Source organism: Paraburkholderia sp. GAS42 (assembly GCF_050436565.1).
Taxonomy (GTDB): Bacteria; Pseudomonadota; Gammaproteobacteria; order Burkholderiales; family Burkholderiaceae; genus Paraburkholderia.
The window spans coordinates 23,399-44,290 of the sequence record NZ_JBNDML010000024.1 but is presented as its reverse complement, the minus strand read 5'-3'; the positions used below and the strand labels follow the sequence as shown (position 1 = coordinate 44,290).

The 20,892-nt window shown below is 63.1% G+C and carries 20 protein-coding genes; 8 read left to right on the top strand and 12 right to left on the bottom strand.

Annotated features, from left to right (window positions below):
• Positions 1 to 30: 30 nt before the first annotated feature.
• Positions 31 to 1,494, bottom strand: a complete 1,464-nt coding sequence (locus tag P3T16_RS28530) for an MFS transporter (protein WP_429344872.1) — start codon at positions 1,492 to 1,494, stop codon at positions 31 to 33.
• 242 nt (positions 1,495 to 1,736) lie between these two features.
• Between P3T16_RS28530 and P3T16_RS28525 the strand changes: the two genes are divergently transcribed.
• Positions 1,737 to 2,987, top strand: coding sequence for an Hsp70 family protein (locus P3T16_RS28525; RefSeq protein WP_429259371.1), 1,251 nt, complete (start codon positions 1,737 to 1,739; stop codon positions 2,985 to 2,987).
• 91 nt (positions 2,988 to 3,078) lie between these two features.
• Here P3T16_RS28525 and P3T16_RS28520 read toward each other — a convergent pair whose 3' ends face one another.
• Entirely contained in the window at positions 3,079 to 3,282 is a 204-nt protein-coding gene (locus P3T16_RS28520) for a cold-shock protein (protein ID WP_090537350.1), read from the bottom strand.
• Between the two features lie 426 nt (positions 3,283 to 3,708).
• On the opposite strand from P3T16_RS28520, the gene P3T16_RS28515 reads away from it, so the two are divergent.
• Positions 3,709 to 5,301: an APC family permease gene (locus tag P3T16_RS28515; protein WP_429344826.1), complete on the top strand. Its 1,593-nt coding sequence runs from the start codon at positions 3,709 to 3,711 to the stop codon at positions 5,299 to 5,301.
• 128 nt (positions 5,302 to 5,429) lie between these two features.
• Positions 5,430 to 6,793, top strand: a protein-coding gene (locus tag P3T16_RS28510) for an IS3 family transposase (protein WP_429344825.1) whose coding sequence is annotated in 2 segments (ribosomal slippage) — positions 5,430 to 5,901 and positions 5,901 to 6,793 — 1,365 coding nt in all. Because the reading frame shifts where the segments join, the coding sequence is not laid out codon by codon here.
• Positions 6,794 to 6,865: 72 nt separating this feature from the next.
• Here the strand turns inward: P3T16_RS28510 and P3T16_RS28505 are convergent.
• The 7 genes from P3T16_RS28505 to P3T16_RS28475 form a co-directional block, all read right to left on the bottom strand.
• Positions 6,866 to 7,651 (bottom strand): DODA-type extradiol aromatic ring-opening family dioxygenase, encoded by a 786-nt coding sequence (locus tag P3T16_RS28505; protein ID WP_429344824.1) that lies wholly within the window; start codon positions 7,649 to 7,651, stop codon positions 6,866 to 6,868.
• A 219-nt stretch (positions 7,652 to 7,870) separates the two neighbouring features.
• A complete protein-coding gene (locus P3T16_RS28500; RefSeq protein WP_429344823.1) occupies positions 7,871 to 8,479 on the bottom strand; it encodes a UbiX family flavin prenyltransferase in 609 nt (202 codons plus the stop codon).
• A gap of 22 nt (positions 8,480 to 8,501) precedes the next feature.
• Positions 8,502 to 8,813: a Grx4 family monothiol glutaredoxin gene (gene grxD / locus P3T16_RS28495; RefSeq protein WP_429259375.1), complete on the bottom strand. Its 312-nt coding sequence runs from the start codon at positions 8,811 to 8,813 to the stop codon at positions 8,502 to 8,504.
• A 122-nt stretch (positions 8,814 to 8,935) separates the two neighbouring features.
• The gene (gene prmC, locus P3T16_RS28490) at positions 8,936 to 9,793 is read right to left on the bottom strand and encodes a peptide chain release factor N(5)-glutamine methyltransferase (protein ID WP_429344822.1); all 858 of its coding nucleotides are present in this window, start codon (positions 9,791 to 9,793) and stop codon (positions 8,936 to 8,938) included.
• 8 nt (positions 9,794 to 9,801) lie between these two features.
• Complete coding sequence (gene prfA, locus P3T16_RS28485) at positions 9,802 to 10,884, bottom strand: peptide chain release factor 1 (RefSeq protein ID WP_429259377.1); 1,083 nt, start codon at positions 10,882 to 10,884, stop codon at positions 9,802 to 9,804.
• Between the two features lie 149 nt (positions 10,885 to 11,033).
• Entirely contained in the window at positions 11,034 to 12,347 is a 1,314-nt protein-coding gene (gene hemA / locus P3T16_RS28480) for a glutamyl-tRNA reductase (RefSeq protein ID WP_429259378.1), read from the bottom strand.
• A 103-nt stretch (positions 12,348 to 12,450) separates the two neighbouring features.
• Positions 12,451 to 13,140 carry a response regulator transcription factor gene (locus P3T16_RS28475; protein ID WP_429259379.1) on the bottom strand — a complete coding sequence of 230 codons (690 nt, stop codon included), beginning with the start codon at positions 13,138 to 13,140 and terminating at the stop codon, positions 12,451 to 12,453.
• On the opposite strand from P3T16_RS28475, the gene P3T16_RS28470 reads away from it, so the two are divergent.
• The 4 genes from P3T16_RS28470 to P3T16_RS28455 all read left to right on the top strand — a co-directional run bounded on the left by P3T16_RS28470 (position 13,139) and on the right by P3T16_RS28455 (position 16,137).
• On the top strand, positions 13,139 to 13,351 hold the full coding sequence (locus P3T16_RS28470; protein WP_429344821.1) for a hypothetical protein: 213 nt from the start codon (positions 13,139 to 13,141) through the stop codon (positions 13,349 to 13,351). The genes P3T16_RS28475 and P3T16_RS28470 overlap by 2 nt on opposite strands.
• Positions 13,351 to 13,605: a hypothetical protein gene (locus P3T16_RS28465; RefSeq protein ID WP_429259381.1), complete on the top strand. Its 255-nt coding sequence runs from the start codon at positions 13,351 to 13,353 to the stop codon at positions 13,603 to 13,605. Before P3T16_RS28470 ends, P3T16_RS28465 begins: the two co-directional genes overlap by 1 nt.
• A gap of 24 nt (positions 13,606 to 13,629) precedes the next feature.
• Entirely contained in the window at positions 13,630 to 15,444 is a 1,815-nt protein-coding gene (locus P3T16_RS28460) for an aminopeptidase P family protein (RefSeq protein WP_429344820.1), read from the top strand.
• 69 nt (positions 15,445 to 15,513) lie between these two features.
• A complete protein-coding gene (locus P3T16_RS28455; RefSeq protein ID WP_429344819.1) occupies positions 15,514 to 16,137 on the top strand; it encodes an HAD family hydrolase in 624 nt (207 codons plus the stop codon).
• Between the two features lie 31 nt (positions 16,138 to 16,168).
• Here the strand turns inward: P3T16_RS28455 and P3T16_RS28450 are convergent, their stop codons facing one another.
• From P3T16_RS28450 to P3T16_RS28440, 3 genes are all read right to left on the bottom strand, one after another.
• Positions 16,169 to 17,329: a DUF748 domain-containing protein gene (locus P3T16_RS28450; protein ID WP_429344818.1), complete on the bottom strand. Its 1,161-nt coding sequence runs from the start codon at positions 17,327 to 17,329 to the stop codon at positions 16,169 to 16,171.
• A gap of 163 nt (positions 17,330 to 17,492) precedes the next feature.
• Positions 17,493 to 19,160 (bottom strand): energy-dependent translational throttle protein EttA, encoded by a 1,668-nt coding sequence (gene ettA, locus P3T16_RS28445; protein ID WP_429344817.1) that lies wholly within the window; start codon positions 19,158 to 19,160, stop codon positions 17,493 to 17,495.
• A 205-nt stretch (positions 19,161 to 19,365) separates the two neighbouring features.
• Entirely contained in the window at positions 19,366 to 19,662 is a 297-nt protein-coding gene (locus tag P3T16_RS28440) for a DUF3761 domain-containing protein (RefSeq protein ID WP_429344871.1), read from the bottom strand.
• Positions 19,663 to 19,797: 135 nt separating this feature from the next.
• On the opposite strand from P3T16_RS28440, the gene P3T16_RS28435 reads away from it, so the two are divergent.
• Complete coding sequence (locus P3T16_RS28435) at positions 19,798 to 20,814, top strand: glycerophosphodiester phosphodiesterase family protein (protein WP_429344816.1); 1,017 nt, start codon at positions 19,798 to 19,800, stop codon at positions 20,812 to 20,814.
• The last annotated feature ends 78 nt before the right edge of the window (positions 20,815 to 20,892 follow it).

Sequence of the window (20,892 nt, the reverse complement as noted above, 5' to 3'; positions counted from 1 at the left end):
TGCGTCGGCGGTTTGCCTCAGTCATTCGGCTCAATCGTCCGCACTGACCGCCGAAAGCGGCGACGCCACGCTTTCGAGCGGCTTCCGCTCCGCGTCGATACCCCAGATGGCCGCGATGACTGCCGCCGCCACCATCAGCCCCGCGCCGACCAGATATCCCGTGAACACCTGACCGCGCTCGTGCGTATCGATCAGACGGCCAAAGAACGCCGGCCCGGCGACGCCGCCTAACGCGGTTCCGAACGCGTAAAACACGGCGATCGCGAGCGCCCGGATTTCGAGCGGAAAGGATTCGCTGACGGTCAGATACGCCGAACTCGCCGCCGCCGATGCAAAGAAAAAGATCACCATCCAGGCGATCGTCTGCATCTCCACGGTGAGCACCTGCTGCTGGAAGAGATAGCCGCTGATCGCGAGCAGGATGCCGGAAATCGCATACGTCGACGCAATCATCTTGCGACGGCCAACCACATCGAAGAGCCGGCCGAGCAGCAGCGGCCCGAGAAAATTGCCGAGCGCGAAGGGCAGCAGATACCAGCCGATGTGGTCGCCCGGCACGCCGTAGAAGTCAGTCAGCACGAGCGCGTAGGTGAAGAAAATCGCGTTGTAGCAGAACGCCTGCGCGGTCATCAGCGACAGCCCGACCAGCGCGCGTCGCCGATGCAGCATAAATAGCGTGTGAAATACCTCGCGCAGCGTCGTCCGTTCGCGCGAACGCAGGCGTAGCGGCTGCAGGCTGTCGTGTGCGAGCGTGTACCCATCACCATGAAAACGCGCTTCGATGCCTTCGACAATTGTCCGCGCCTCGTCGTGCTGGCCGTGCGTCAGCAGCCAGCGCGGGCTTTCCGGAATCCACGCGCGCATCGGCAGGATTACGAGCGCGAGCGCGGCGCCGATGAAAAAGCACGCGCGCCAGCCCCAGTCGGCGGGCAGCAGGCTGTTGTCGAGCAGCACCAGCGAGCCGGCTGCGCCGAGCGCCGCGCCGACCCAGAATGTGCCGTTGATGCCGAGATCGGTCCAGCCGCGTACGCGTGCAGGCGTGAACTCCTGAATCGTCGAATTGATCGCCGTGTATTCGCCGCCGATGCCCGCGCCGGTCAGGAATCGGAACACAATGAAGCTCGCCAGATTCCATGAGAGCGAGGTGGCCGCAGTGGCCGCCAGATACAGAGCGAGGGTGATGAAAAACAGCTTGCGGCGCCCGAGACGATCGGTGAGCCAGCCGAAACCGAGCGCACCGAGGACCGCACCCGCGATGTACGCGCTGCCGGTAAGGCCGACGTCGGCGTTGGAAAAATGCAGCGTCGGGCTCGATTTCAGCGCGCTCGCGACGGCGCCGGCCAGCGTCACTTCGAGCCCGTCCAGCAGCCAGGTGACGCCGAGCGCGAAAACGATCAACGTGTGGAAGCGGCCCCACGGCAGACGGTCGAGCCGGGACGGCAGGTCGGTTTCGATGATGGCCGGCCGGGCGGCGCGAGATGCCCCGGCGGGCATCGGGCCACCTGGCGTGGCGGGCCGTTCATGCGTCGAGGCGGCGGACGGCTCGGTCATTCCTCAAGTTCTCCGGAAAATTGACGACATATCCTGCTTGACTGGGACATTAGCAGGCACACTGCGTGAGCAAATTCCATACCGTGAGATGGCGCGTCGGGCCGGTTGATACTGGCCGCGCTTCGTGATACAAAGCCCGTCCATTTCCGTCTTTCCGTCCGCGCCAACCGTGAGCGATTCCTGCCATGACCTACTGCGCGATTGACTTCGGCACCTCGAACTCGGCCGTTGCGCTGCCTGACGGCGCAACGCTGCGCCTCGCGCCGGTCGAAGGCGACTACACCACGCTGCCAACCGCCGTCTTCTTCAACACCGACGAGAACACCCGCGAATTCGGCCGCGCGGCGCTCGAAGCGTACATCGACGGCTTCGACGGCCGGCTGATGCGCTCGATGAAGAGCATTCTCGGCTCTGCGCTCGCCGATACGACCACCGATCTCGGCGACGGCTCTGCGATCCGCTACACCGACGTGATCGGGATCTTCCTCGATAACCTGAAACGCAAGGCCGAGAAGGTCGCGGGCGCGTCGATCGATCGCGCGGTGCTCGGGCGGCCGGTCTTTTTCGTCGACGACGATCCGCGCGCCGACCAGCTTGCGCAGCAGCAGCTGGAAGCGGCGGCGCGCTCGGTGGGCCTGCGGGAGATTCACTTCCAGTATGAGCCGATCGCGGCCGCCTTCGACTACGAATCGCATCTAACCCAGGAGGGCCTCGTGCTGGTTGCCGACATCGGCGGCGGCACGTCGGACTTCTCGCTGGTGCGGGTGGGGCCGGAACGGATGCAGCGCATCGAGCGCAAGGACGATGTCCTCGCGCATCACGGCGTGCACGTCGCCGGAACGGACTTCGACCGGCGCGTCGAACTGGCGACGATCCTGCGCGAACTCGGCTATCAGTCGCTCGACCCGGAAGGCCGCGAGTTGCCGAACCGCGTCTATTTCGATCTCGCGACATGGCATCTGATCAACACGGTGTACTCGCCCAAACGTGTCAGCGAACTCGGTCTGATGCGGCACCTTTATACGGAAACCCGGCAGCACGACCGGCTGATGCGCGTCGTCGAGCGCCGTCTGGGTCATGCGCTGGCGGCACACGCTGAAGAAGCGAAGATCGGCGTGGCGGCGGGCGGCGAGACGGTGATCGATCTGGAAGAGGTGGAAGACGATCTGCGTCTTGCCTTCGACGAAGCGCAACTCGTGCAGGCCGGCAACGACGACATGCAGCGCATCGTTCAGGCGGCGCGCGACACGGTACAGGCCGCCGGCGTTGCGACGCGCGACGTGACGGCTGTCTATTTCACGGGTGGCTCCACGGGCCTTGCGTTTCTGTCGAACGCGCTGGCGGCGGCATTTCCCGCCGCGGAAGCTGTATTCGGCGACCGCCTCGCCAGCGTGGCGACGGGTCTCGGGATTCACGCACGACGCGTATTCCGATAATCGATGACCCGACTCGCCTGCGCATTAAATCGCAGGCATAAAAAAACCCCGCCGAGGCGGGGTTTTTTGCGTCCAGAAGGAAGCGTGTTGCTTACACCGGCTTGATGTTAGCAGCTTGCTTGCCCTTCGGGCCCGTCTTAACTTCAAACGTAACCTTTTGGTTTTCTTGCAGCGACTTGAAGCCTTCTGCGCGGATTTCCGAGAAATGCGCGAACAGATCTTCGCCGCCGCCGTCCGGCGTGATGAAGCCAAAGCCCTTTGCGTCATTGAACCACTTGACGGTACCGGTTTCCATATTACTTGTTCCTAAAGATGGTGAATAAGGCCGAAGCCCGGGTGTGCATGAAAATCAAGGAAGGGGCAATGGGACCAACCGGAGTACCGTTGATGGGCGAACTACGAAAGACCTTCACTCGCCGCTTGAAATCCTGCCCGAACGTTATACGGCGATTTCATAGGAAGGTCAACCCAATTCCCCCAAACTTTACAGTTTTTTCAGATTGGTCCGCTTGTTGCTCGCAGATTCTGCTGTTTGCGTTGATGTTTGTCGGGGACAGAACAGCCGATGCTGCATTGAGCGGGTGCAACCGGTAAACTACGCGCCCGCGTAGAGGTTGCACCTTTCAGTTGGTCAGCCGTACTGCGCGTGCGTGATGAAGCGTGGTTTCAGGCGTTAGCCTCGCCACACAGGGCTTCGCATGCTTTCGATACAGGAGAAGACGTGAAAAGTTCTATTCAGAGGAACATCGGGCCGGTCGCGCTGTTGCTGACGGGCCTTGGGTCCATCATCGGATCGGGCTGGCTGTTCGGCGCGTGGAAGGCGGCAAAAATTGCAGGCCCGGCAGCAATATGTGCGTGGGTCATCGGCGCTGTCGTGATTCTGGCCATCGCGCTGACCTACGCGGAGCTGGGCGCGATGTTCCCGGAATCGGGCGGGATGGTGCGATATGCGCGCTATTCGCACGGCGCGCTTGTCGGCTTTATCAGCGCGTGGGCGAACTGGATTGCGATTGTCTCGGTGATTCCGATCGAAGCGGAGGCGTCGATCCAGTACATGAGCACCTGGCCCTATGACTGGGCGCACGCGCTCTTCGTGGACGGCTCGCTCACTGCACCAGGCTTATTGCTCTCGGCGGCGCTGGTGATCGTGTATTTCCTGCTGAATTACTGGGGCGTGAAACTCTTCGCGCAGGCCAACTCGGCGATCACGGTCTTCAAGTTCATCATTCCCGGCGCGACGATTCTCGGTCTGATGCTGAGCGGCTTCCATAAGGAAAACTTCGGCGACGCGGGCTCGTTCGCGCCATACGGCTGGTCGGCGGTGCTGACGGCGGTCGCGACGAGCGGCATCGTGTTCGCGTTCAACGGTTTCCAGAGCCCGATCAACCTCGCCGGCGAAGCACGCAATCCGTCGAAGAGCGTGCCGTTTGCGGTGATCGGCTCAATCCTGCTGGCGCTTGTGATCTACGTGCTGCTGCAGGTCGCTTACATCGGCGCGGTGAATCCGTCCGATGTGGTCAAGGGCTGGAGCCACTTCAATTTCGCGTCGCCGTTCGCTGAACTGGCCCTCGCGCTGAATCTGAACTGGCTCGCGTTCCTGCTGTACGTCGACGCGTTCGTGAGCCCGAGCGGCACCGGCACGACCTACATGGCGACCACGACGCGCATGATCTACGCAATGGAGCGAAACAACACGATGCCGAAGATCTTCGGCAACGTGCATCCGCTTTATGGCGTGCCGCGTCAGGCAATGTGGTTCAACCTGCTGGTTTCGTTCATCTTCCTGTTCTTTTTCCGCGGCTGGAGCTCGCTCGCGGCAGTGATCTCGGTCGCGACGGTGATTTCCTATCTGACGGGGCCGATCAGTCTGATGTCGCTGCGCCGCGCCGCGCCGGATCTTGAGCGGCCGCTGCATATCCGGGGCATGTCGGTGATCGCGCCGTTCGCGTTCGTGTGCGCGTCGCTGATTCTGTACTGGGCGAAATGGCCACTGACGGGCGAAATCATTCTGCTGATGATCGTCGCGCTGCCGGTCTATTTCTATTTCCAGGCGAAGTCGGGTTTCGGCGGCTGGGGACGCGATCTGAAGGCCGCATGGTGGCTGGTCGCCTATCTGCCGATCATGGCGCTGCTCTCGCTGATCGGCAGCAAGCAGTTCGGCGGCCTCGGGATCCTGCCGTACGGCTGGGACATGCTGGTGGTGATCGCATTCTCGCTCGTCTTCTACTACTGGGGCGTGCACACCGGTTATCGCACCGAATATCTCGACGAGCGTGAATCGCGCGACGAGATTCTCGAAGGAGTCGGCGCGTAACGCGGTCTTCGTTTCGACCACGGCACCGGGCGTGCGATGCGCCCGGCGTTGACGCAAAAAACCCCGGCGTACACGTTTGAACTGCACCCCAAAAGTTGGACACCGATCCAACCCTTGGGGTGTTTTTCATGACGAAGTACGACGAGCAGTTCCGGCAACAACTGGTGGATGAATATCTGGCCGGCGACATAGGCCTGGAAGGGCTGGCGACACGACACGGCGTGGATTATTCGATGCTGCGTGGATGGATTGCGCGTTACGAGAACCACGGTAGCGCGGGGCTGCGCAAGAAATTCACGCGCTACGATGCACGGTTCAAGCTGGAGGTGTTACAGCGCATGTGGCGCGATGACCTGTCGTGTCGACAGGTGACGGCGCTGTTCGATATTCGCGACCCGGCCAGCGTGGCGCGATGGGCACGTCTGTATGATGAGGGCGGTATAGACGCTCTGACGTCCCGTTCACGAAGACGCCTCCGGAAGATGACTGCCCCACAGCCAGAAAAACCCACTGAAGAGACTGCGCCGGATGCGCGCACGCGCGAAGACCTGCTCAAGGAGATCGAGTATCTGCGCGCGGAGGTGGCGTACCTAAAAAAGTTCGATGCGCTGCTCGAGGCAAAGAAGCGGGCGGCGCTCAAGAAAAAACACAGATAGTGCGCGAACTCAGGCAACACCATCCGGTAGCGGCACTGCTGACAGCCGCCGTTCTGGCACGCAGCACGTTTTACTACCAGCTCAAGTTGCTGGAGGTGGGCGAGCGGCATGTTGAGCTCAAGGAGCAGATCCGCGCGGTGTTCGAGCGGCACAAGGGCCGCTATGGCTACCGGCGCATTACCGCGACGCTGCGGCACGCTGGCCAGATCATCAATCACAAGACGGTGCAACGGCTGATGGGGCAAATGCAGCTGAAGTCACTGGTACGGCCAAAGAAGTACCGCTCATACCGGGGCGCAGTGGGACGCGTGGCGCCCAACCTGCTCAGGCGGCAGTTCGATGCGCAGCGGCCCAACCAGAAGTGGGTCACCGATGTCACGGAGTTCAATGTCAACGGGCAGAAGCTGTATCTGTCGCCGGTCATGGACCTGTATAACGGCGAGATCGTGGCATTCCAGATGGACCGCCGGCCGTGCTTCGAGCTGGTCAGCGGCATGATGAAGAAGGCGATCAGCCGGCTGGGTGCCAGCGACAGGCCGCTGCTGCATTCGGATCAGGGATGGCAGTACCAGATGCCGGCTTACCGACAACTGCTGGCCGGCTATGGCTTGCAGCAGAGTATGTCGCGCAAGGGGAACTGCCTGGACAATGCGGTCATGGAGAGCTTCTTCGGCACACTGAAGTCCGAGTTCTTCCGGCTCAACCGCTTCGCCAATATCGAGCAGTTGCAGGCCGGACTGCGCCACTACATCCACTACTACAATCACGAGCGCATCAGGCTCAAACTAAACGGGCTGAGTCCTGTGCAATTCAGGACCCAGCCCGTGGCCGCGTAGCTTTTAACTGTCCAACTTTGAGGGGTCAGTTCACACTTCAGGCGGGGTTTTTTCTTCGAGGCGACTGTGGAATCAGGCGTTGCCGAACACGTAATTCGTCATCGCGAGCGAACGCTGGTACGTGCCGAGTGACTGGATCGACAGCGTGAAATCGTCGTCAGCCGCGCCGAGGGCCGAGAAGACCGGCAGCAGGTGCTCGTCGGTCGGATGCATCAGCACCGCGTGCGGCGCCTGCGCGCGATAGTCGAGCAATGCGTCGATGTCGTGGGCGGCGAGCTTCGACTCGAACCAGTCGGTGAACTCGGTCACGCGCGGATCGGCGTCTTCCGGACGCGCCGAGAAATCGGCGGCGCGCAGGTTGTGTGTGATCTGGCCCGAGCCGATCACCATCACGCCTTCGTCCTTCAGCGCGCGCAGCGCGCGGCCAACCCGGAAGTGGTGCGCCGGGTCCATGCGCGGCTGGATCGACAACTGTGCGACTGGCACGTCGGCTTCCGGGAACAGCAGCAGCATCGGCACCCAGGCGCCATGGTCGAGACCGTGCGGCTGCGTCGCGGTCGGGATGCCCTGTTCGCCGAGCAGCGCGGCAGCACGCCGGGCGACATCAGGCGCGCCGGGCGCCGGATACTGGATCTCGTAAAGCTGACGTGGGAAGCCGTGAAAATCGTGGATGGTCTCCGGCGCTTCTGACGTGCTCGCGACCGGCTGCACCGTGCCCCAATGGGCAGACAGCATCAAAACGGCCTTGGGACGCGGCAGTTGCGCCGACAGCGTCGCAAATTCGACGGACGGCAGCGACGGGTCGATGGGCAGCGTCGGCGCACCGTGCGACAGGTAAAGCGTGGGTAAGCGGGTCATGGCGGCAAGGCCGCATCAGAAGCGGCCAGAAGGTTTCGTTACTCCCACTATAGAGGCGCACTGTCGTTTGATAAACGGGGCAAAACGGATTTGATTGTCTCGTGGGTGTGGGTAATCGCGAGTTTGACGTCTGCCCGGGCGATGGTCGTCGCAATCGGATGTCTCCTCGATTCGAGCATCAAACGTCCGGTGGCAGAACCGGCAAATAGCGAAACAGACTCAGTCGTGTGTCCCGCGCAGCCCAGGCCACGCGGGCGCAAGCGCAGGCCCAAGCGCAAACAGATCCAGCACGCGCGCGACGGTGTGATCGACCATTTCGTCGATTGACGCCGGCTGGCTGTAAAACGCGGGCAGCGGCGGAAAAATCACGCCGCCCATCTCGGTCACGGCCGTCATGTTGCGCAGATGCGCGAGGTTGAACGGCGTTTCGCGGACCATCAGCACGAGCCGGCGACGTTCCTTGAGCGTGACGTCGGCGGCACGGGTGATCAGGTTGTCGGCAAAACCGTGCGCGATGCTCGCCAGCGTTTTCATCGAACAGGGCGCGATGATCATGCCGTCGGTGGCGAACGAGCCGGACGCGATGCTCGCGCCGACGTCCCGCACGGAATGGACGACATCCGCGAGCGGATGCACGTCGTCCTTGCTGAGCTGAAGTTCGTGCTGGATGTTGAGCCAGCCAGCGCTGGAGATAAGCAGATGGCTTTCGACGCCGCCCAGGCGGCGCAGCGTCTCGAGCAGCCGGATGCCATAAATGGCACCGGTCGCGCCGGTGATGGCGATGATCAGCCGGCGCTTTGCCTGCGTTGACGCAGCCTGGGTGTCCATGGCGTGCGCCACGCGAGCGGAATTACGCAGCCGCGAACAGTTGCTGCAGTTCGCCGGACTGGTACATCTCCATCATGATGTCCGAGCCGCCGACGAACTCACCCTTCACGTAAAGCTGCGGAATGGTCGGCCAGTTCGAGAATTCCTTGATGCCCTGGCGGATGCCTTCGTCGTCGAGGACGTTGACCGTCTTGAACTCGTCGACGTTGCATGCCTTCAGGATCTGGATGGCGCGGCCCGAAAAGCCGCACATCGGGAATTGCGCGTTGCCCTTCATGAAGAGCACGACGTTGTTTTCGTCGACGATTTGCTTGATGCGTTGTTGCGTATCCATGACTGACCTTGCGGTTTTCGGAAATTGCGGGATAGACCCAAATAATAGCGGATTTCGTTTGCTCAAGCTGAGCGCTGCTTTACTGTGACGCGCGCAGTGCCAGGCCTCGCGCGATGCCGGTGTCAGGCCGCAGCCAGCCGGCCGCCGCTGATGCGTTCGATACCGGCGAGATCGCGTTCCGAACGGACTTCGCTGAAACCGTGTGCCGTCAACAGCGCGCGGACCGCTTCGGCTTGATCGTAGCCGTGCTCCATCCAGAGCACGCCGCCGTGCGTGAGCCACACGGGCGCGCCGGCGACGATCGTGCGGATCGCGGACAGGCCGTCAGCCTCGTCGGTGAGCGCGCCGCGCGGCTCGAAGCGCAGATCGCCCTGCGACAGATGTGGATCACCGCTCGCGATATACGGCGGGTTACTGACGACGACGTCGAAGCGGAGCGCAGCGTTTGAGTCGAGCGCGGCGTACCAGTCGCCTTCGAAAAGGCTCAGGGAACCGCCAGGGCGCGCCGCGTCGAGCAGTTTCGAAGCGTTTCGTGCGGCGACGGCGAGCGCCTCGGGAGAGCGGTCGACCGCCCAGACCTGCGCGTCGGGCCGCGCGGAGGCAATCGCGACGGCAATGGCGCCGGTGCCGGTGCCAAGATCGAGCACGCGTGGTCTTGCGATGCCTTCGAGTGCGCTGAGCGCCGTCTCGACCAGCAATTCGGTCTCGGGCCGCGGAATCAGCACGTCCGGCGTGACATCGAACTCGAGCCCGAAAAATTCACGCGCGCCGATGAGTTGCGCGACGGGCTCGCCGGCCACGCGGCGCGTCTCCAGCGCCCGATATAGCGCGACCAGCGCCGCATCGAGCGGCTCATCGCTGCGTGTGATCAACTCCGTCCGACGCCACCGCAGCACGTGTCCAAGCAGAATGCGCGCTTCGAGCGCGGGCAGCGGCGAGGCGCGCAGCAGTGCGGCGACGGTGTCGATCGTGTTGCTCATCGCGTGCGTCAATCCGCGTCGCCCAGCGATGCCAGCAATTCCGCCTGATGCTCGCTGACGAGCGCCGCGATCAGTTCGTTGAGGTCGCCATCCATGAGCGCGTCGAGGCGATAGAGCGTCAGGTTGATCCGGTGATCGGTGAGACGCCCCTGTGGAAAGTTATACGTGCGAATGCGCTCCGACCGGTCGCCCGAGCCGATCAGGCTCTTGCGCGTCGCGGCTTCCTTCGCGTGCTGCTCCTGCGACTGCTTGTCCATGATCCGCGCGGCCAGCACCTTGAGCGCGCGGTCCTTGTTCTTGTGCTGCGAGCGGTCGTCCTGACATTCGACGACGATGCCCGTCGGAAGGTGCGTCACGCGCACGGCCGAATCGGTCTTGTTGATGTGCTGCCCGCCCGCGCCGGACGCGCGGAACGTGTCGATCCGCAGATCGGCCGGATTGATCTCGACTTCGCCGATTTCGTCGGCTTCCGGCATCACCGCAACCGTGCACGCCGACGTGTGGATGCGGCCCTGCGTTTCGGTCGCCGGCACGCGCTGCACGCGATGTCCGCCGGACTCGAACTTCAGCTTCGAGTAGGCGGCCTCTCCGGCAATCCGCACGATCACTTCCTTGTAGCCGCCCAGATCCGATTCGCTCGCCGACATCATCTCGACCTGCCACTTGTTGCGCTCCGCGTAGCGCAGATACATGCGCAGCAGATCGCCCGCGAACAGCGCCGATTCGTCGCCGCCCGTACCCGCGCGGATTTCGACGAAGATGTTGCGGTTGTCGTTCGGATCTTTCGGCAGCAGCATCGTCTGCAGTTCGGCTTCGAGCTTCGTCTTCTGGTCGCGCGCGGTGCGGATTTCCTCTTCGGCGAAATCGCGCATCGATGCGTCCGCGAGCAGTTCCTGCGCGGTCGCCTCATCGGTGAGCGCCTGACGCCACAGCGCGTATTGCTCGACAACCGGCCCGAGCTCAGCGTGCTCGCGTGTCAGCTTGCGGTACTGGTCGAGATTCGCGGTGATGTCCTCGCGGCTCAACAGGTCATTCAGTTCGGCCAGCCGGGTGGTGAGCTGGTCGAGCTTGCTTTGCATGCTCGTTTTCATCGGACGGGTCGGAGCGGGCTCCGGAAGGGACGACAGCTAATGGGAAATTCGGAAAATTCGGAAAATTCGGGAAATTCGCGGATGCGGGGCGAAAGCCCTGATCGACATGCGACGGGCGAGCCGCCGGCAGTGTCGCGGCGACAGCGTCGCTAACGGTCAGAAGGGTCGGACGGGTCAGACGGTGCGGAGGCGCCGCCGTGGTGATAGAAATCGCTCATCAGTTCGATGAGCCTGTCGCGGTTTTCGCTGCTGGCGCGGTTGAGCGCGTGCGTCGGGCCGTGGATCAGCTTGTTGGTCAACGCCTGCGAAAGTGCTTCGAGCACGGCCGCCGGATCGTCGCCGCGCGCGAGCATCTTCTGCGCGCGTTCGACTTCGGCGCGACGCAGCGTGTCCGCCTGCGTATGCATGTGACGAATGACGGGCACGATGCTACGCGCATCGAGCCACTGCATGAAGTTCTGCACGCGCGTTTCGATGATCGCTTCGGCCTGCGCAACGGCCGCCTGACGCGATGCGTTGCCTTCGCGGACGATCGCGCCGAGGTCGTCGACGGTATAGAGAAACACGTCTTCGAGCTTGCCGACTTCGGGTTCGATGTCACGCGGCACGGCCAGATCGACCATGAAGATCGGTCGGTGACGGCGCGCCTTCACGGCGCGTTCCATCGCGCCGAGGCCGATGATCGGCAACGTCGACGCCGTACACGACACGATGATGTCGAACTCGTGCATGCGCGCAGGCAGTTCGGACAGCGGAATCGCACGGCCGTTGAAGCGTTCGGCGAGCCGCGAGCCGCGCTCGGCGGTGCGGTTTGCGACGACGAGCTCGCGCGGTTGCTGCGCAGCAAAATGCGTCGCGCACAACTCGATCATTTCGCCCGCGCCGATGAAGAGCACGCGCTGGTTCGAGACTTTATCGAAGATGCGCTGCGCGAGCCGCACAGCCGCGGCGGCCATCGATACCGACTGCGCACCGATTTCCGTCGTGCTGCGCACTTCCTTCGCGACGGCGAAGGTGCGCTGGAACAGCTGGTTCAGATACGTGCCGAGCGCGCCGGCTTCGGAAGCCGTGCGCACTGCATCTTTCATCTGACCGACGATCTGCGTTTCGCCGAGCACCATTGAATCCAGCCCCGACGCGACGCGAAACGCGTGACGCACGGCTTCCGACTGCGGCAGTGCGTAGACATGCGGCGCGAGTTCACTGACAGGCAGATTGTGATATTTCGACAGCCACTGGATAGCCGCTTCGCGGACGGCGTGGTCGTCGGTGGCGCAGTAGAGTTCGGTGCGGTTGCAGGTGGACAGAATCGCGGCTTCAGGCGCCGGGCGGGCAGCGGGGCCGAGCCAGATGTCCTTGAACGTCGCCAGCGCCGGCTTGATCTGTTCGAGCGGAAACGCCACGCGTTCGCGCAAGGCGACAGGCGCGGTGTGGTGATTGATTCCGATCGTTAGAAGCTGCATGAGGCGCGATTGTGGGCGGCGCTATGGTGTGGCCCAATATTATAGCGTTTCCATGAATCTTTCATTGGACGCAGCTGATACCGGGATGAAGCCCCATGCGCGGTCAGGCGGCGACCCTGTCCAGCTGGTAGCCGTAGCCGTAGAGCGGGGTCAGCGCGTAGCCGAGTTCCGGCCGGAGCTGGAGTTTGGAGCGCAGGCGCGAGGCGTGGGTGTCGAGTGTGCGCGACCTTACGTCGCGGCCGCGCGCCCAGACGGTTTCGAGGATGTGCGCGCGCGAAACCGGCCGCGACAGGTTGGTGAACAGCAGCAGCGCGAACCGGAACTCTTTCGGCGTGAGGTCGACGCGCTGGCCGCGAAACGTCACAAAGTCGTGCGCTGCATCGAAAACGTACTCGCCGAAGACGTTGCGCAGCCGGTTGCGCGGCCGGCGAACGCCGGCCCGGCGCAGCAGCGCGTCCACGCGGGCGAGCATTTCCGGGCCGCGCACCGGCTTCGAGAGACAATCGTCGGCGCCGGCATGCAGGCTCGCGACGATCTCGCTTTCGCGCGGCGCCGTCACCAGCACCATCACCGGCAGCCCGGGCAGCACCTTGCGGGCGAGCGGGATGACATCTTCGGCGGCGAGGTCGCCGGACCAGATATCGGTGAGAAGAAGATCGAAGGTTTCGCTGGCGGCGCTCGCCAGAAATGGCGTGCTGGACGCGAAATGGGCGCAGGCGTGGCCACCGGCAAGCAGCAGGCGCACGATCAGTTCGGCTTGACGACGGTCGGGCTCGACGAGAGCAATTCGCATGGGGAAAAGCACGTTCAGCCGGCGGGTGGGCGTGCTGCCGGGCAAGCCCCGTGGCTTGCCTTGCGCTATCCCGCCCCCTAAACTCATCCGCTACGCGGAAAGCGCCGTGCTGACCTGTTCGTACCTGATCGTTAATGAGGCAAAAATGCTAGCTGTGCAAACGCTTCGACCCTATAAGACCGGTCCGAAAATCGTCGAGGCCCGTCGCTGATGGGTTGGGCTGGCATCGTTATCGTCGGCGCGGTGGTCGGTCTGGTCGGCGGGTGGCTGCATCCGTTGCGGCGGACAGGTCGCTCGCGGTTCCTGGCGGCGCTCGTGGCTGGCGTTGCCGGCGCGGTGGTGGCGGCAATGGCCGGTAACGTCACCGGTCTCTTCCACGATGGTGATACGCTCGAATGGCTGGCCTGTACCTCCGTTGCCCTGATCGCCGTCACCGTGACGGTCGGCCTTTTGTCCCGTCGATAAGATGAATTCCCTGCAGGTGAAACAATGAACGCACGACTCCCCGAAACTTCGTCCATTCCCGAACGCATCGCGTTGCTGCGCGGCGCAATGAAACGCGAAAACCTCGCTGCTTACCTCGTGCCGTCCGCCGATCCTCACCTCTCCGAATATCTGCCGGGACGCTGGCAGGGACGCGAGTGGCTATCCGGCTTCACCGGCTCGGTCGGCACGCTGGTCGTGACCGACGGCTTCGCCGGCCTCTGGGTCGACAGCCGCTACTGGGTGCAGGCCGAAGCGCAACTCGCCGGCACCGGCGTGCAATTGATGAAGATGATGGGCGGCCAGCAAACGGCGCCGCACATCGACTGGCTCGCGCAGAACGTGGCGGGGGGCGCGGCGGTGGGCGTCGACGGCGCGGTGCTCGGCGTCTCGGCGGCGCGCGCGCTGACCGACGCGCTCACGGCGCGCGACATCAAGCTGCGCACCGACGTCGACCTGCTGGAAGTCATCTGGCCGCAGCGGCCGACGCTGCCGGTCGATGTCGTCTACGAACACGCCGCGCCGCATGCGAGCGTCGCGCGTGCCGACAAGCTCGATCAGATCCGTCGCGCGATGCAGGAAAAGGGCGCGCAATGGCATTTCATCTCGACACTCGACGATCTCGCGTGGCTGCTGAACCTGCGCGGCGCGGACGTCAGCTACAACCCGGTGTTCGTCGCGCATGCGCTGATCGGCCTGGACAGTGCGTCGCTGTTCGTCGCTGACGGCAAGGTGCCGCAGGCGCTCGCTGACGCCCTGGCGCGCGACGGCATTCAGGTCAAGCCATACGTTCAGGCTGCTGACGCGCTCGCCGCACTGCCCGCGGGTTCGACGTTGCTGATCGACCCGCGACGTATAACGTTTGGTCTATTGCAGGCCGTGCCGCCGAAAGTGAAAATTGTCGAAGCGGTGAATCCTTCGACGTTCCTGAAATCGCGCAAGACCGAAGCCGAAGCGGACCATGTGCGCGCGACCATGGAGCAGGACGGCGCAGCGCTCGCCGAATTTTTCGCGTGGTTCGAGGGCGCGCTCGGCCGCGAAACAATTACCGAACTCACCATTGACGAACGTCTGACGGCCGCGCGCGCCCGCCGGCCGGGTTTCGTCACGCTGAGCTTCGGCACGATCGCGGGCTTCAATGCGAACGGCGCGATGCCGCATTACCGTGCGACTCAGGCGTCGCACGCCACGATCGAAGGCAACGGGCTGCTGCTGATCGATTCGGGCGGCCAGTACCTGAGCGGCACGACCGACATCACGCGCGTGGTGCCGATCGGCACGATCAACGCCGAACATCGTCGCGATTTCACGACCGTGTTGAAGGGCACCATGGCGCTGTCGCGCGCGCAGTTTCCGCGCGGCATCCGTTCACCGATGCTCGACTCGATCGCGCGCGCGCCGATCTGGGAGGCCGGTGCGGACTATGGCCACGGCACGGGTCACGGTGTCGGCTATTTCCTGAACGTGCACGAAGGCCCGCAGGTGATCTCGCACTACGCGCCGGCTGAAGCATGGACGGCGATGGAAGAAGGCATGATCACGTCGATCGAACCGGGCATTTACCGGCCAGGCAAGTGGGGTATCCGGATCGAAAACCTCGTGCTGAATCGCGAGGCGGAAAAGACCGAGTTCGGCGATTTCCTGAAGTTCGAGACGCTGACGTTGTGCCCGATCGATACGCGCTGTGTCGATCTCGCGTTGCTCCGCGACGATGAGCGCGCGTGGCTCAACGCGTATCACGAGACCGTGCGCGCACGCGTGTCGCCGCATGTGTCCGGCGATGCGAAGGCGTGGCTGGAAGCGCGTACACAGGCGATCTGACGCGCGGCGGAAGTTTGAAACCAGCAGCAGCGCTGCGCTGCTGCTCGATGGGTCTGACAGGGAGTTTGCATGACCATCAAGGCAGTCGTTTTCGATTTTGGCGGCGTGCTGATCGACTGGAGTCCGGAGTATGTCTACCGCACGCTGATTCCGGACGAGACGGAGCGCCGCTGGTTCCTCACGCACGTCTGCGCGATGGACTGGGTCATCCGTCAGGACGGTGGGCAGACGATCGAGGAAGGCACGGCCGAGCTGATCGCGAAGTATCCCGAACATGAAACGCTGATCCGCGCGTTCTACGAGCGCTGGCACGAGATGATCGCAGGCGTGCTCGAAGACGGCATTGCGACGCTGGAAAAACTTGATGCGGCCAATGTGCCGCTCTTCGGTCTGACGAACTGGTCGGCGGAGACGTTCCCCTACGCGTGGGACAACTTTCCGGTATTGCGGCGCTTCAAGGACATCGTGGTGTCCGGTCGCGTGAAGCTCGTGAAGCCAGACCCGGCGATTTTCGCGGAGATGGTGAAGCGTATCGAGATGCATCTGCCGGGCATCCAGCCGGCGGAGCTCGTCTTCATCGACGACAACCTGAAGAACGCCGAAGCTGCGACTGCGCTTGGCTGGCATGGCGTGCATCACACCCACGCCCCGCAGACCGAAGCGAAGCTGCGCGAACTGGGTTTGCCGGTCTGACGGCCGGGACGCGTCGGACGCTGCCGTGCGGCTATTTGCCGTTACCGCTGCCGTTGCCGTTGCCGAGGAGATTCCGCAACGCGTTACCCAGATCCTTGACCGTTTCACCCGCGCCCTTCGCCACGCCTTCGACGCTCACGCCAAGCGCCGATGCGAAGCCGTTGCCCATTTTCGTCAGCAGGCTTTCGTTCAGTGAAAACTTTGGATCGCGCAGGTTGCCCTCGAGTACGAAGTGCAGCGTGATGTCGTCGCTGTGTTTCTTGAGCGCCGCGACGGCCGCCTTGACTGGAATCGAAAGGAACGTATCGACTGGATTGTCGGTATCGGCGAGTTGCAGGTGGTGCAGCGTCACGACGCCCGGCGCACGCAACTGATAGTTGCGAACCGTCGATTCGACCGTCATATCGAGTGTGCCGCCCGTCACCTGGGCCTTCGCGCCGGCCTTCTTCAGGAAGTACGGATCGAGCGTCTTGATGTCGACCCCGCGCAGCGTCGTGGTCGTCTGCGAATCCCTGCTGGAGATTTTCATCCAGCCGCCGAATGAAACCGTGCCGGTATGCGCGGGTCCCCTGATCGAGCCATTTATGGCAACCGTTGTCGGCTCGTTGAGGTCGGGGAGATGAAGGTGATCGACGGTGGCGCTGACATCGCTGACGGTGACCTTGTACGCGGTATTGCTCACCGCGAGGTCGTAGAACACAAATGTGCCGTGCTGGAGAACGACGTGATCGATGAGCTTTTCCCGCGGCAGGGGCGATTCGTCGGTATCGCGCGGGTTGCCTGCGTCAGCGTTTTCGGGACGGTTCAACGTCTGCCGGAGGTTCGGCAGAATCTGGACGCCGCCGTCTTTCGTGCGCAGCATCGTGAGATTGAATCCGCTGACGACGATGTTGCGCACATGCACGCGCCGATTGAGCAGATCGCGAACGTCGGGCACGAGGACAACCGTGTCGGCGTGAAACGGGTCGCCCGCCGGCCAGCCTTCGGGTGCGCGCAGGCGAACATGGGTGAGGCGGATGGTCGAGAAGCCGACGTCGATGCTGTCAGCGCTGCCGAGCGGGCCGAGCGCAGCGATAACGCGCTCTTTCACTTCGTTCCGAATGAACAGGAGGCCGGCAATCACGATGACAATCAGCGCGGCCACCACGCCCGTCAGCGCGACGGCCACGCGACTGCCCTTCGACATCGCCATGCCTGCCTCCTCGTTGCCACGCATCTCGCGCGGCCAGATCGTTGAGCTGTACTGTAGCGATCAGAGGTAGACCACCGATCGACCGGCTGTGGATCAGCGCCCGACCCGTCGCGGCGGGTTGGCCACAACAGAAGCCAACCCGTCGCGCCGACGCCGCCAGCCGTTACCGGGTGATCGGCTTGTAACGGAGACGCTTCGGCCGTGCGGCTTCTTCGCCGAGGCGGTTACGCTTGTCCGCCTCGTATTCCTGATAGTTGCCGTTGAAGAACGTCGCCTGCGATTCGCCTTCGAACGCCAGAATGTGCGTCGCGATCCGGTCGAGGAACCAGCGATCGTGCGAGATCACCATCACCGAGCCCGCGAATTCCAGCAACGCGTCTTCGAGCGCGCGCAGCGTTTCGACGTCAAGGTCGTTCGACGGTTCGTCGAGCAGCAGCACGTTGCCGCCCGCGATCAGCGTCTTCGCCAGATGCAGCCGGCCGCGCTCACCGCCCGACAGGTTGCCCACGTTCTTCTGCTGGTCGCCACCCTTGAAGTTGAAGCGGCCAATGTAAGCACGCGACGGCGTTTCGTACTTGCCGACCGTCAGCACATCTGCGCCACCTGAAATCTCTTCGAACACCGTCTTCGATCCATCGAGCGCATCGCGGCTCTGATCCACATACGCCAGCTTCACCGTCGGGCCTTGCACAATTTCGCCCGAATCCGGCTGTTCCTTGCCGGTCAGCATGCGGAATAGCGTCGACTTACCGGCGCCGTTCGGCCCGATGATGCCGACAATCGCGCCCGCCGGAACCTTGAAGCTCAGATCGTCGATCAGCAGACGGTCGCCGTATGCCTTCGTCACGTTCTTGAATTCGATCACTTCATTGCCGAGACGGTCACCGACCGGAATGAAGATTTCCGACGTTTCGTTACGCTTCTGGTAATCCTGACTGCTCAATTCTTCAAAGCGTGCAATACGCGCCTTCGATTTCGCCTGACGGCCCTTCGGGTTCTGGCGCACCCATTCCAGTTCCTTCTTGATCGCCTTCTGACGTGCCGATTCCGTTGCTTCTTCCTGCTTCAGCCGCTCTTCCTTCTGGTCGAGCCAGCTGCTGTAGTTACCCTTCCACGGAATGCCATAACCCCGGTCGAGTTCGAGAATCCACTCTGCGGCGTTGTCGAGAAAGTATCTGTCGTGGGTAACAGCAACCACTGTGCCCGGGAAACGCGTGAGGAACTGTTCGAGCCACTCGACCGATTCTGCGTCCAGGTGGTTGGTCGGTTCGTCGAGCAGCAGCATGTCGGGCTTTTCGAGCAGCAGCTTGCACAGCGCGACGCGGCGCTTCTCACCGCCGGACAGGTGCTCGATCTTCGCGTCCCACGGCGGCAGGCGCAATGCATCGGCAGCGATCTCGATCTGCTGCTCGGGGCTGCCGCCATCGGCGGTGGCGAGGATCGCTTCGTACTTCGCCTGTTCTGCTGCGAGCGCGTCGAAGTCGGCGTCCGGCTCGGCGTACGCGGCGTAGATTTCGTCCAGCTTCTTCTGCGCGTTGAAGACGTCGCCGAGACCTTCCTCGACGGCGTCGCGTACTGTTTTTTGCGGATCGAGCTGCGGCTCCTGCGGCAGATAGCCGATGTTCAGGTTCGGCATCGGCGTGGCTTCGCCTTCGATGTCCTTGTCGACGCCCGCCATGATGCGGATCAGCGTCGACTTGCCCGAGCCGTTCAGGCCGAGCAGACCGATCTTCGCGCCGGGGAAGAACGACAGTGAGATGTCTTTCAGGATTTGACGCTTGGGCGGCACGATCTTGCCGACCCGGTTCATGGTGAAGACGTATTGAGCCATTTGCTTGAAATCAGGCGTTGACGCCGCCGGCCGCGCTGAAACAGGGCGGGCGGACGTGGGTGGATGGGTATGCGTTTCCCGGACGGCGCCGGTAGCCGGCGCGCTGGGAGAACTGGCATTGTACTTCGCCGTCCAGGGCGCAAGCACCGTCGCAGGCCGTGTCTATGCCATCTGGCCAGGGCAATCCGGCTTGCGGGCAGGCGCCTTAAAGCCAGTCAGCGACGCCGCCGTGACGCGAACACGTTCCGCTGTGATGGCGGCTGAAGCTGTAGGTGCCGTCGCGACAGCGCGCGCTCGCGCCCTCGGGAACCGCGCCGGACAACGAGCGCGCGGGCGCGTGGACCGTTGCGCCGTCGTGGTTCTGATAGGTGTTGTGGTTGCTGAGATTGGCTTCGTCGGGAGTGCCGGGCGGTGAAGCCTGATAGCTGAATGAAGTGGTCGTCGCGAACAGCAGGATGCTCGCGATGAGCGGCCGCAGGCGGGTCAATGTCGTTCTGGTCATGTTGTCTTTGTATTGTGGTGATCGATGCAGGTTGCCTTGCGTCACCCCGCGCATGATAACCAGCAATTTCTGATGGGAGATCGACCTGGTTTTGTCGACCATGCAAAATCCATCCGCCGAAAATCGGGAGTTCCCATGCTGCGTTCGTTTTATCGGGTTGCTGCTGGATCGATTGTTGTCGCGCTCTTTTCCGCCTGTGCTGCGCCGGTGCCCGGGCGTGACGTGGCCGCGCTGCCACGCATCGTCGCGCATCGCGGCGGCACGGGCGACGCGCCTGAAAACACACTCGAGGCGATCCGCCAGTCGGTCGCGCATCACGCCGACGCGATGTGGCTCACCGTGCAGTTGAGCAGGGATGGCGTGCCGGTGCTTTATCGTCCGGCTGATCTGTCGGCGCTCACCGATGCTTCGGGTCCGGTGTCGACGCGAACGGCGGCTGAACTGGCTCAGGTCAACGCGGGCTGGATGTTCAGGTCGCGCGATGCGAAGGGAAACGACGACTATCCGTATCGACGCGCGCCCGTTGGTGTCCCGATGCTGCGTGAAGCATTGCGGGCGATTCCGGTCGGGATGCCGGTCATTCTCGACATGAAGGCGCTGCCGGCCGCGCCGCAGGCGCAGGCCGTGGCGCAGGTGCTGAACGAAGAGAATGCGTGGTCACGCGTCGTTATTTATTCGACGGAGAGCGCGTATCAGCAGAGCTTTGCTGCGTATCCGCAGGCGACTGTGTTCGAACCGCGCGATGCGACTCGAACACGGCTTCTGCGTGTGCTGCTCAATGAAGGTTGCTTCAACGCGCCGGGCAAGGATACGTGGACAGCGTTCGAATTGCATCGTCCGCTCACCGTCACGGAGAAATTCACGCTGGGCGAGGGGATATCAAAGGTGAATGCAACGATGTGGTCGGGTTCGACTGTGGCGTGTTTCCGGCAACGTCCCGGCGTGCGCATTGTCGCGATCGCGGTGAACAGCGCTGAGGACTATCGCGCCGCGGCGTGTCTGGGGATCGATGCGGTGCTCGTGGATTCGCCCGCGCAGATGGAGCGAGTGAGGGCGGGAATCGACGCGGCGGGGGAGTGTCCGGCGATAAGCCGAGGCCAGCAAAAGGCGGCTTCGCTTCTTCCAGATGACGTTGCACGCGGGCCCCTTTAAGGTGAGCGTGCGAAGTCGCGTCCCGGATGACCCGGCCGTCGCTTCGGCCCGCACCACCTCAATATATTCGAAGCGCAT

Coding starts and splice junctions, on each gene's coding strand:
- P3T16_RS28530 (WP_429344872.1), bottom strand. CDS start 1,494: ATGCCCGCCGGGGCATCTCGCGCCGCCCGGCCGGCCATCATCGAAACC.
- P3T16_RS28525 (WP_429259371.1), top strand. CDS start 1,737: ATGACCTACTGCGCGATTGACTTCGGCACCTCGAACTCGGCCGTTGCG.
- P3T16_RS28520 (WP_090537350.1), bottom strand. CDS start 3,282: ATGGAAACCGGTACCGTCAAGTGGTTCAATGACGCAAAGGGCTTTGGC.
- P3T16_RS28505 (WP_429344824.1), bottom strand. CDS start 7,651: ATGACCCGCTTACCCACGCTTTACCTGTCGCACGGTGCGCCGACGCTG.
- P3T16_RS28500 (WP_429344823.1), bottom strand. CDS start 8,479: ATGGACACCCAGGCTGCGTCAACGCAGGCAAAGCGCCGGCTGATCATC.
- grxD (WP_429259375.1), bottom strand. CDS start 8,813: ATGGATACGCAACAACGCATCAAGCAAATCGTCGACGAAAACAACGTC.
- prmC (WP_429344822.1), bottom strand. CDS start 9,793: ATGAGCAACACGATCGACACCGTCGCCGCACTGCTGCGCGCCTCGCCG.
- prfA (WP_429259377.1), bottom strand. CDS start 10,884: ATGAAAACGAGCATGCAAAGCAAGCTCGACCAGCTCACCACCCGGCTG.
- hemA (WP_429259378.1), bottom strand. CDS start 12,347: ATGCAGCTTCTAACGATCGGAATCAATCACCACACCGCGCCTGTCGCC.
- P3T16_RS28470 (WP_429344821.1), top strand. CDS start 13,139: ATGGGGAAAAGCACGTTCAGCCGGCGGGTGGGCGTGCTGCCGGGCAAG.
- P3T16_RS28475 (WP_429259379.1), bottom strand. CDS start 13,140: ATGCGAATTGCTCTCGTCGAGCCCGACCGTCGTCAAGCCGAACTGATC.
- P3T16_RS28465 (WP_429259381.1), top strand. CDS start 13,351: ATGGGTTGGGCTGGCATCGTTATCGTCGGCGCGGTGGTCGGTCTGGTC.
- P3T16_RS28460 (WP_429344820.1), top strand. CDS start 13,630: ATGAACGCACGACTCCCCGAAACTTCGTCCATTCCCGAACGCATCGCG.
- P3T16_RS28455 (WP_429344819.1), top strand. CDS start 15,514: ATGACCATCAAGGCAGTCGTTTTCGATTTTGGCGGCGTGCTGATCGAC.
- P3T16_RS28450 (WP_429344818.1), bottom strand. CDS start 17,329: ATGGCGATGTCGAAGGGCAGTCGCGTGGCCGTCGCGCTGACGGGCGTG.
- ettA (WP_429344817.1), bottom strand. CDS start 19,160: ATGGCTCAATACGTCTTCACCATGAACCGGGTCGGCAAGATCGTGCCG.
- P3T16_RS28440 (WP_429344871.1), bottom strand. CDS start 19,662: ATGACCAGAACGACATTGACCCGCCTGCGGCCGCTCATCGCGAGCATC.
- P3T16_RS28435 (WP_429344816.1), top strand. CDS start 19,798: ATGCTGCGTTCGTTTTATCGGGTTGCTGCTGGATCGATTGTTGTCGCG.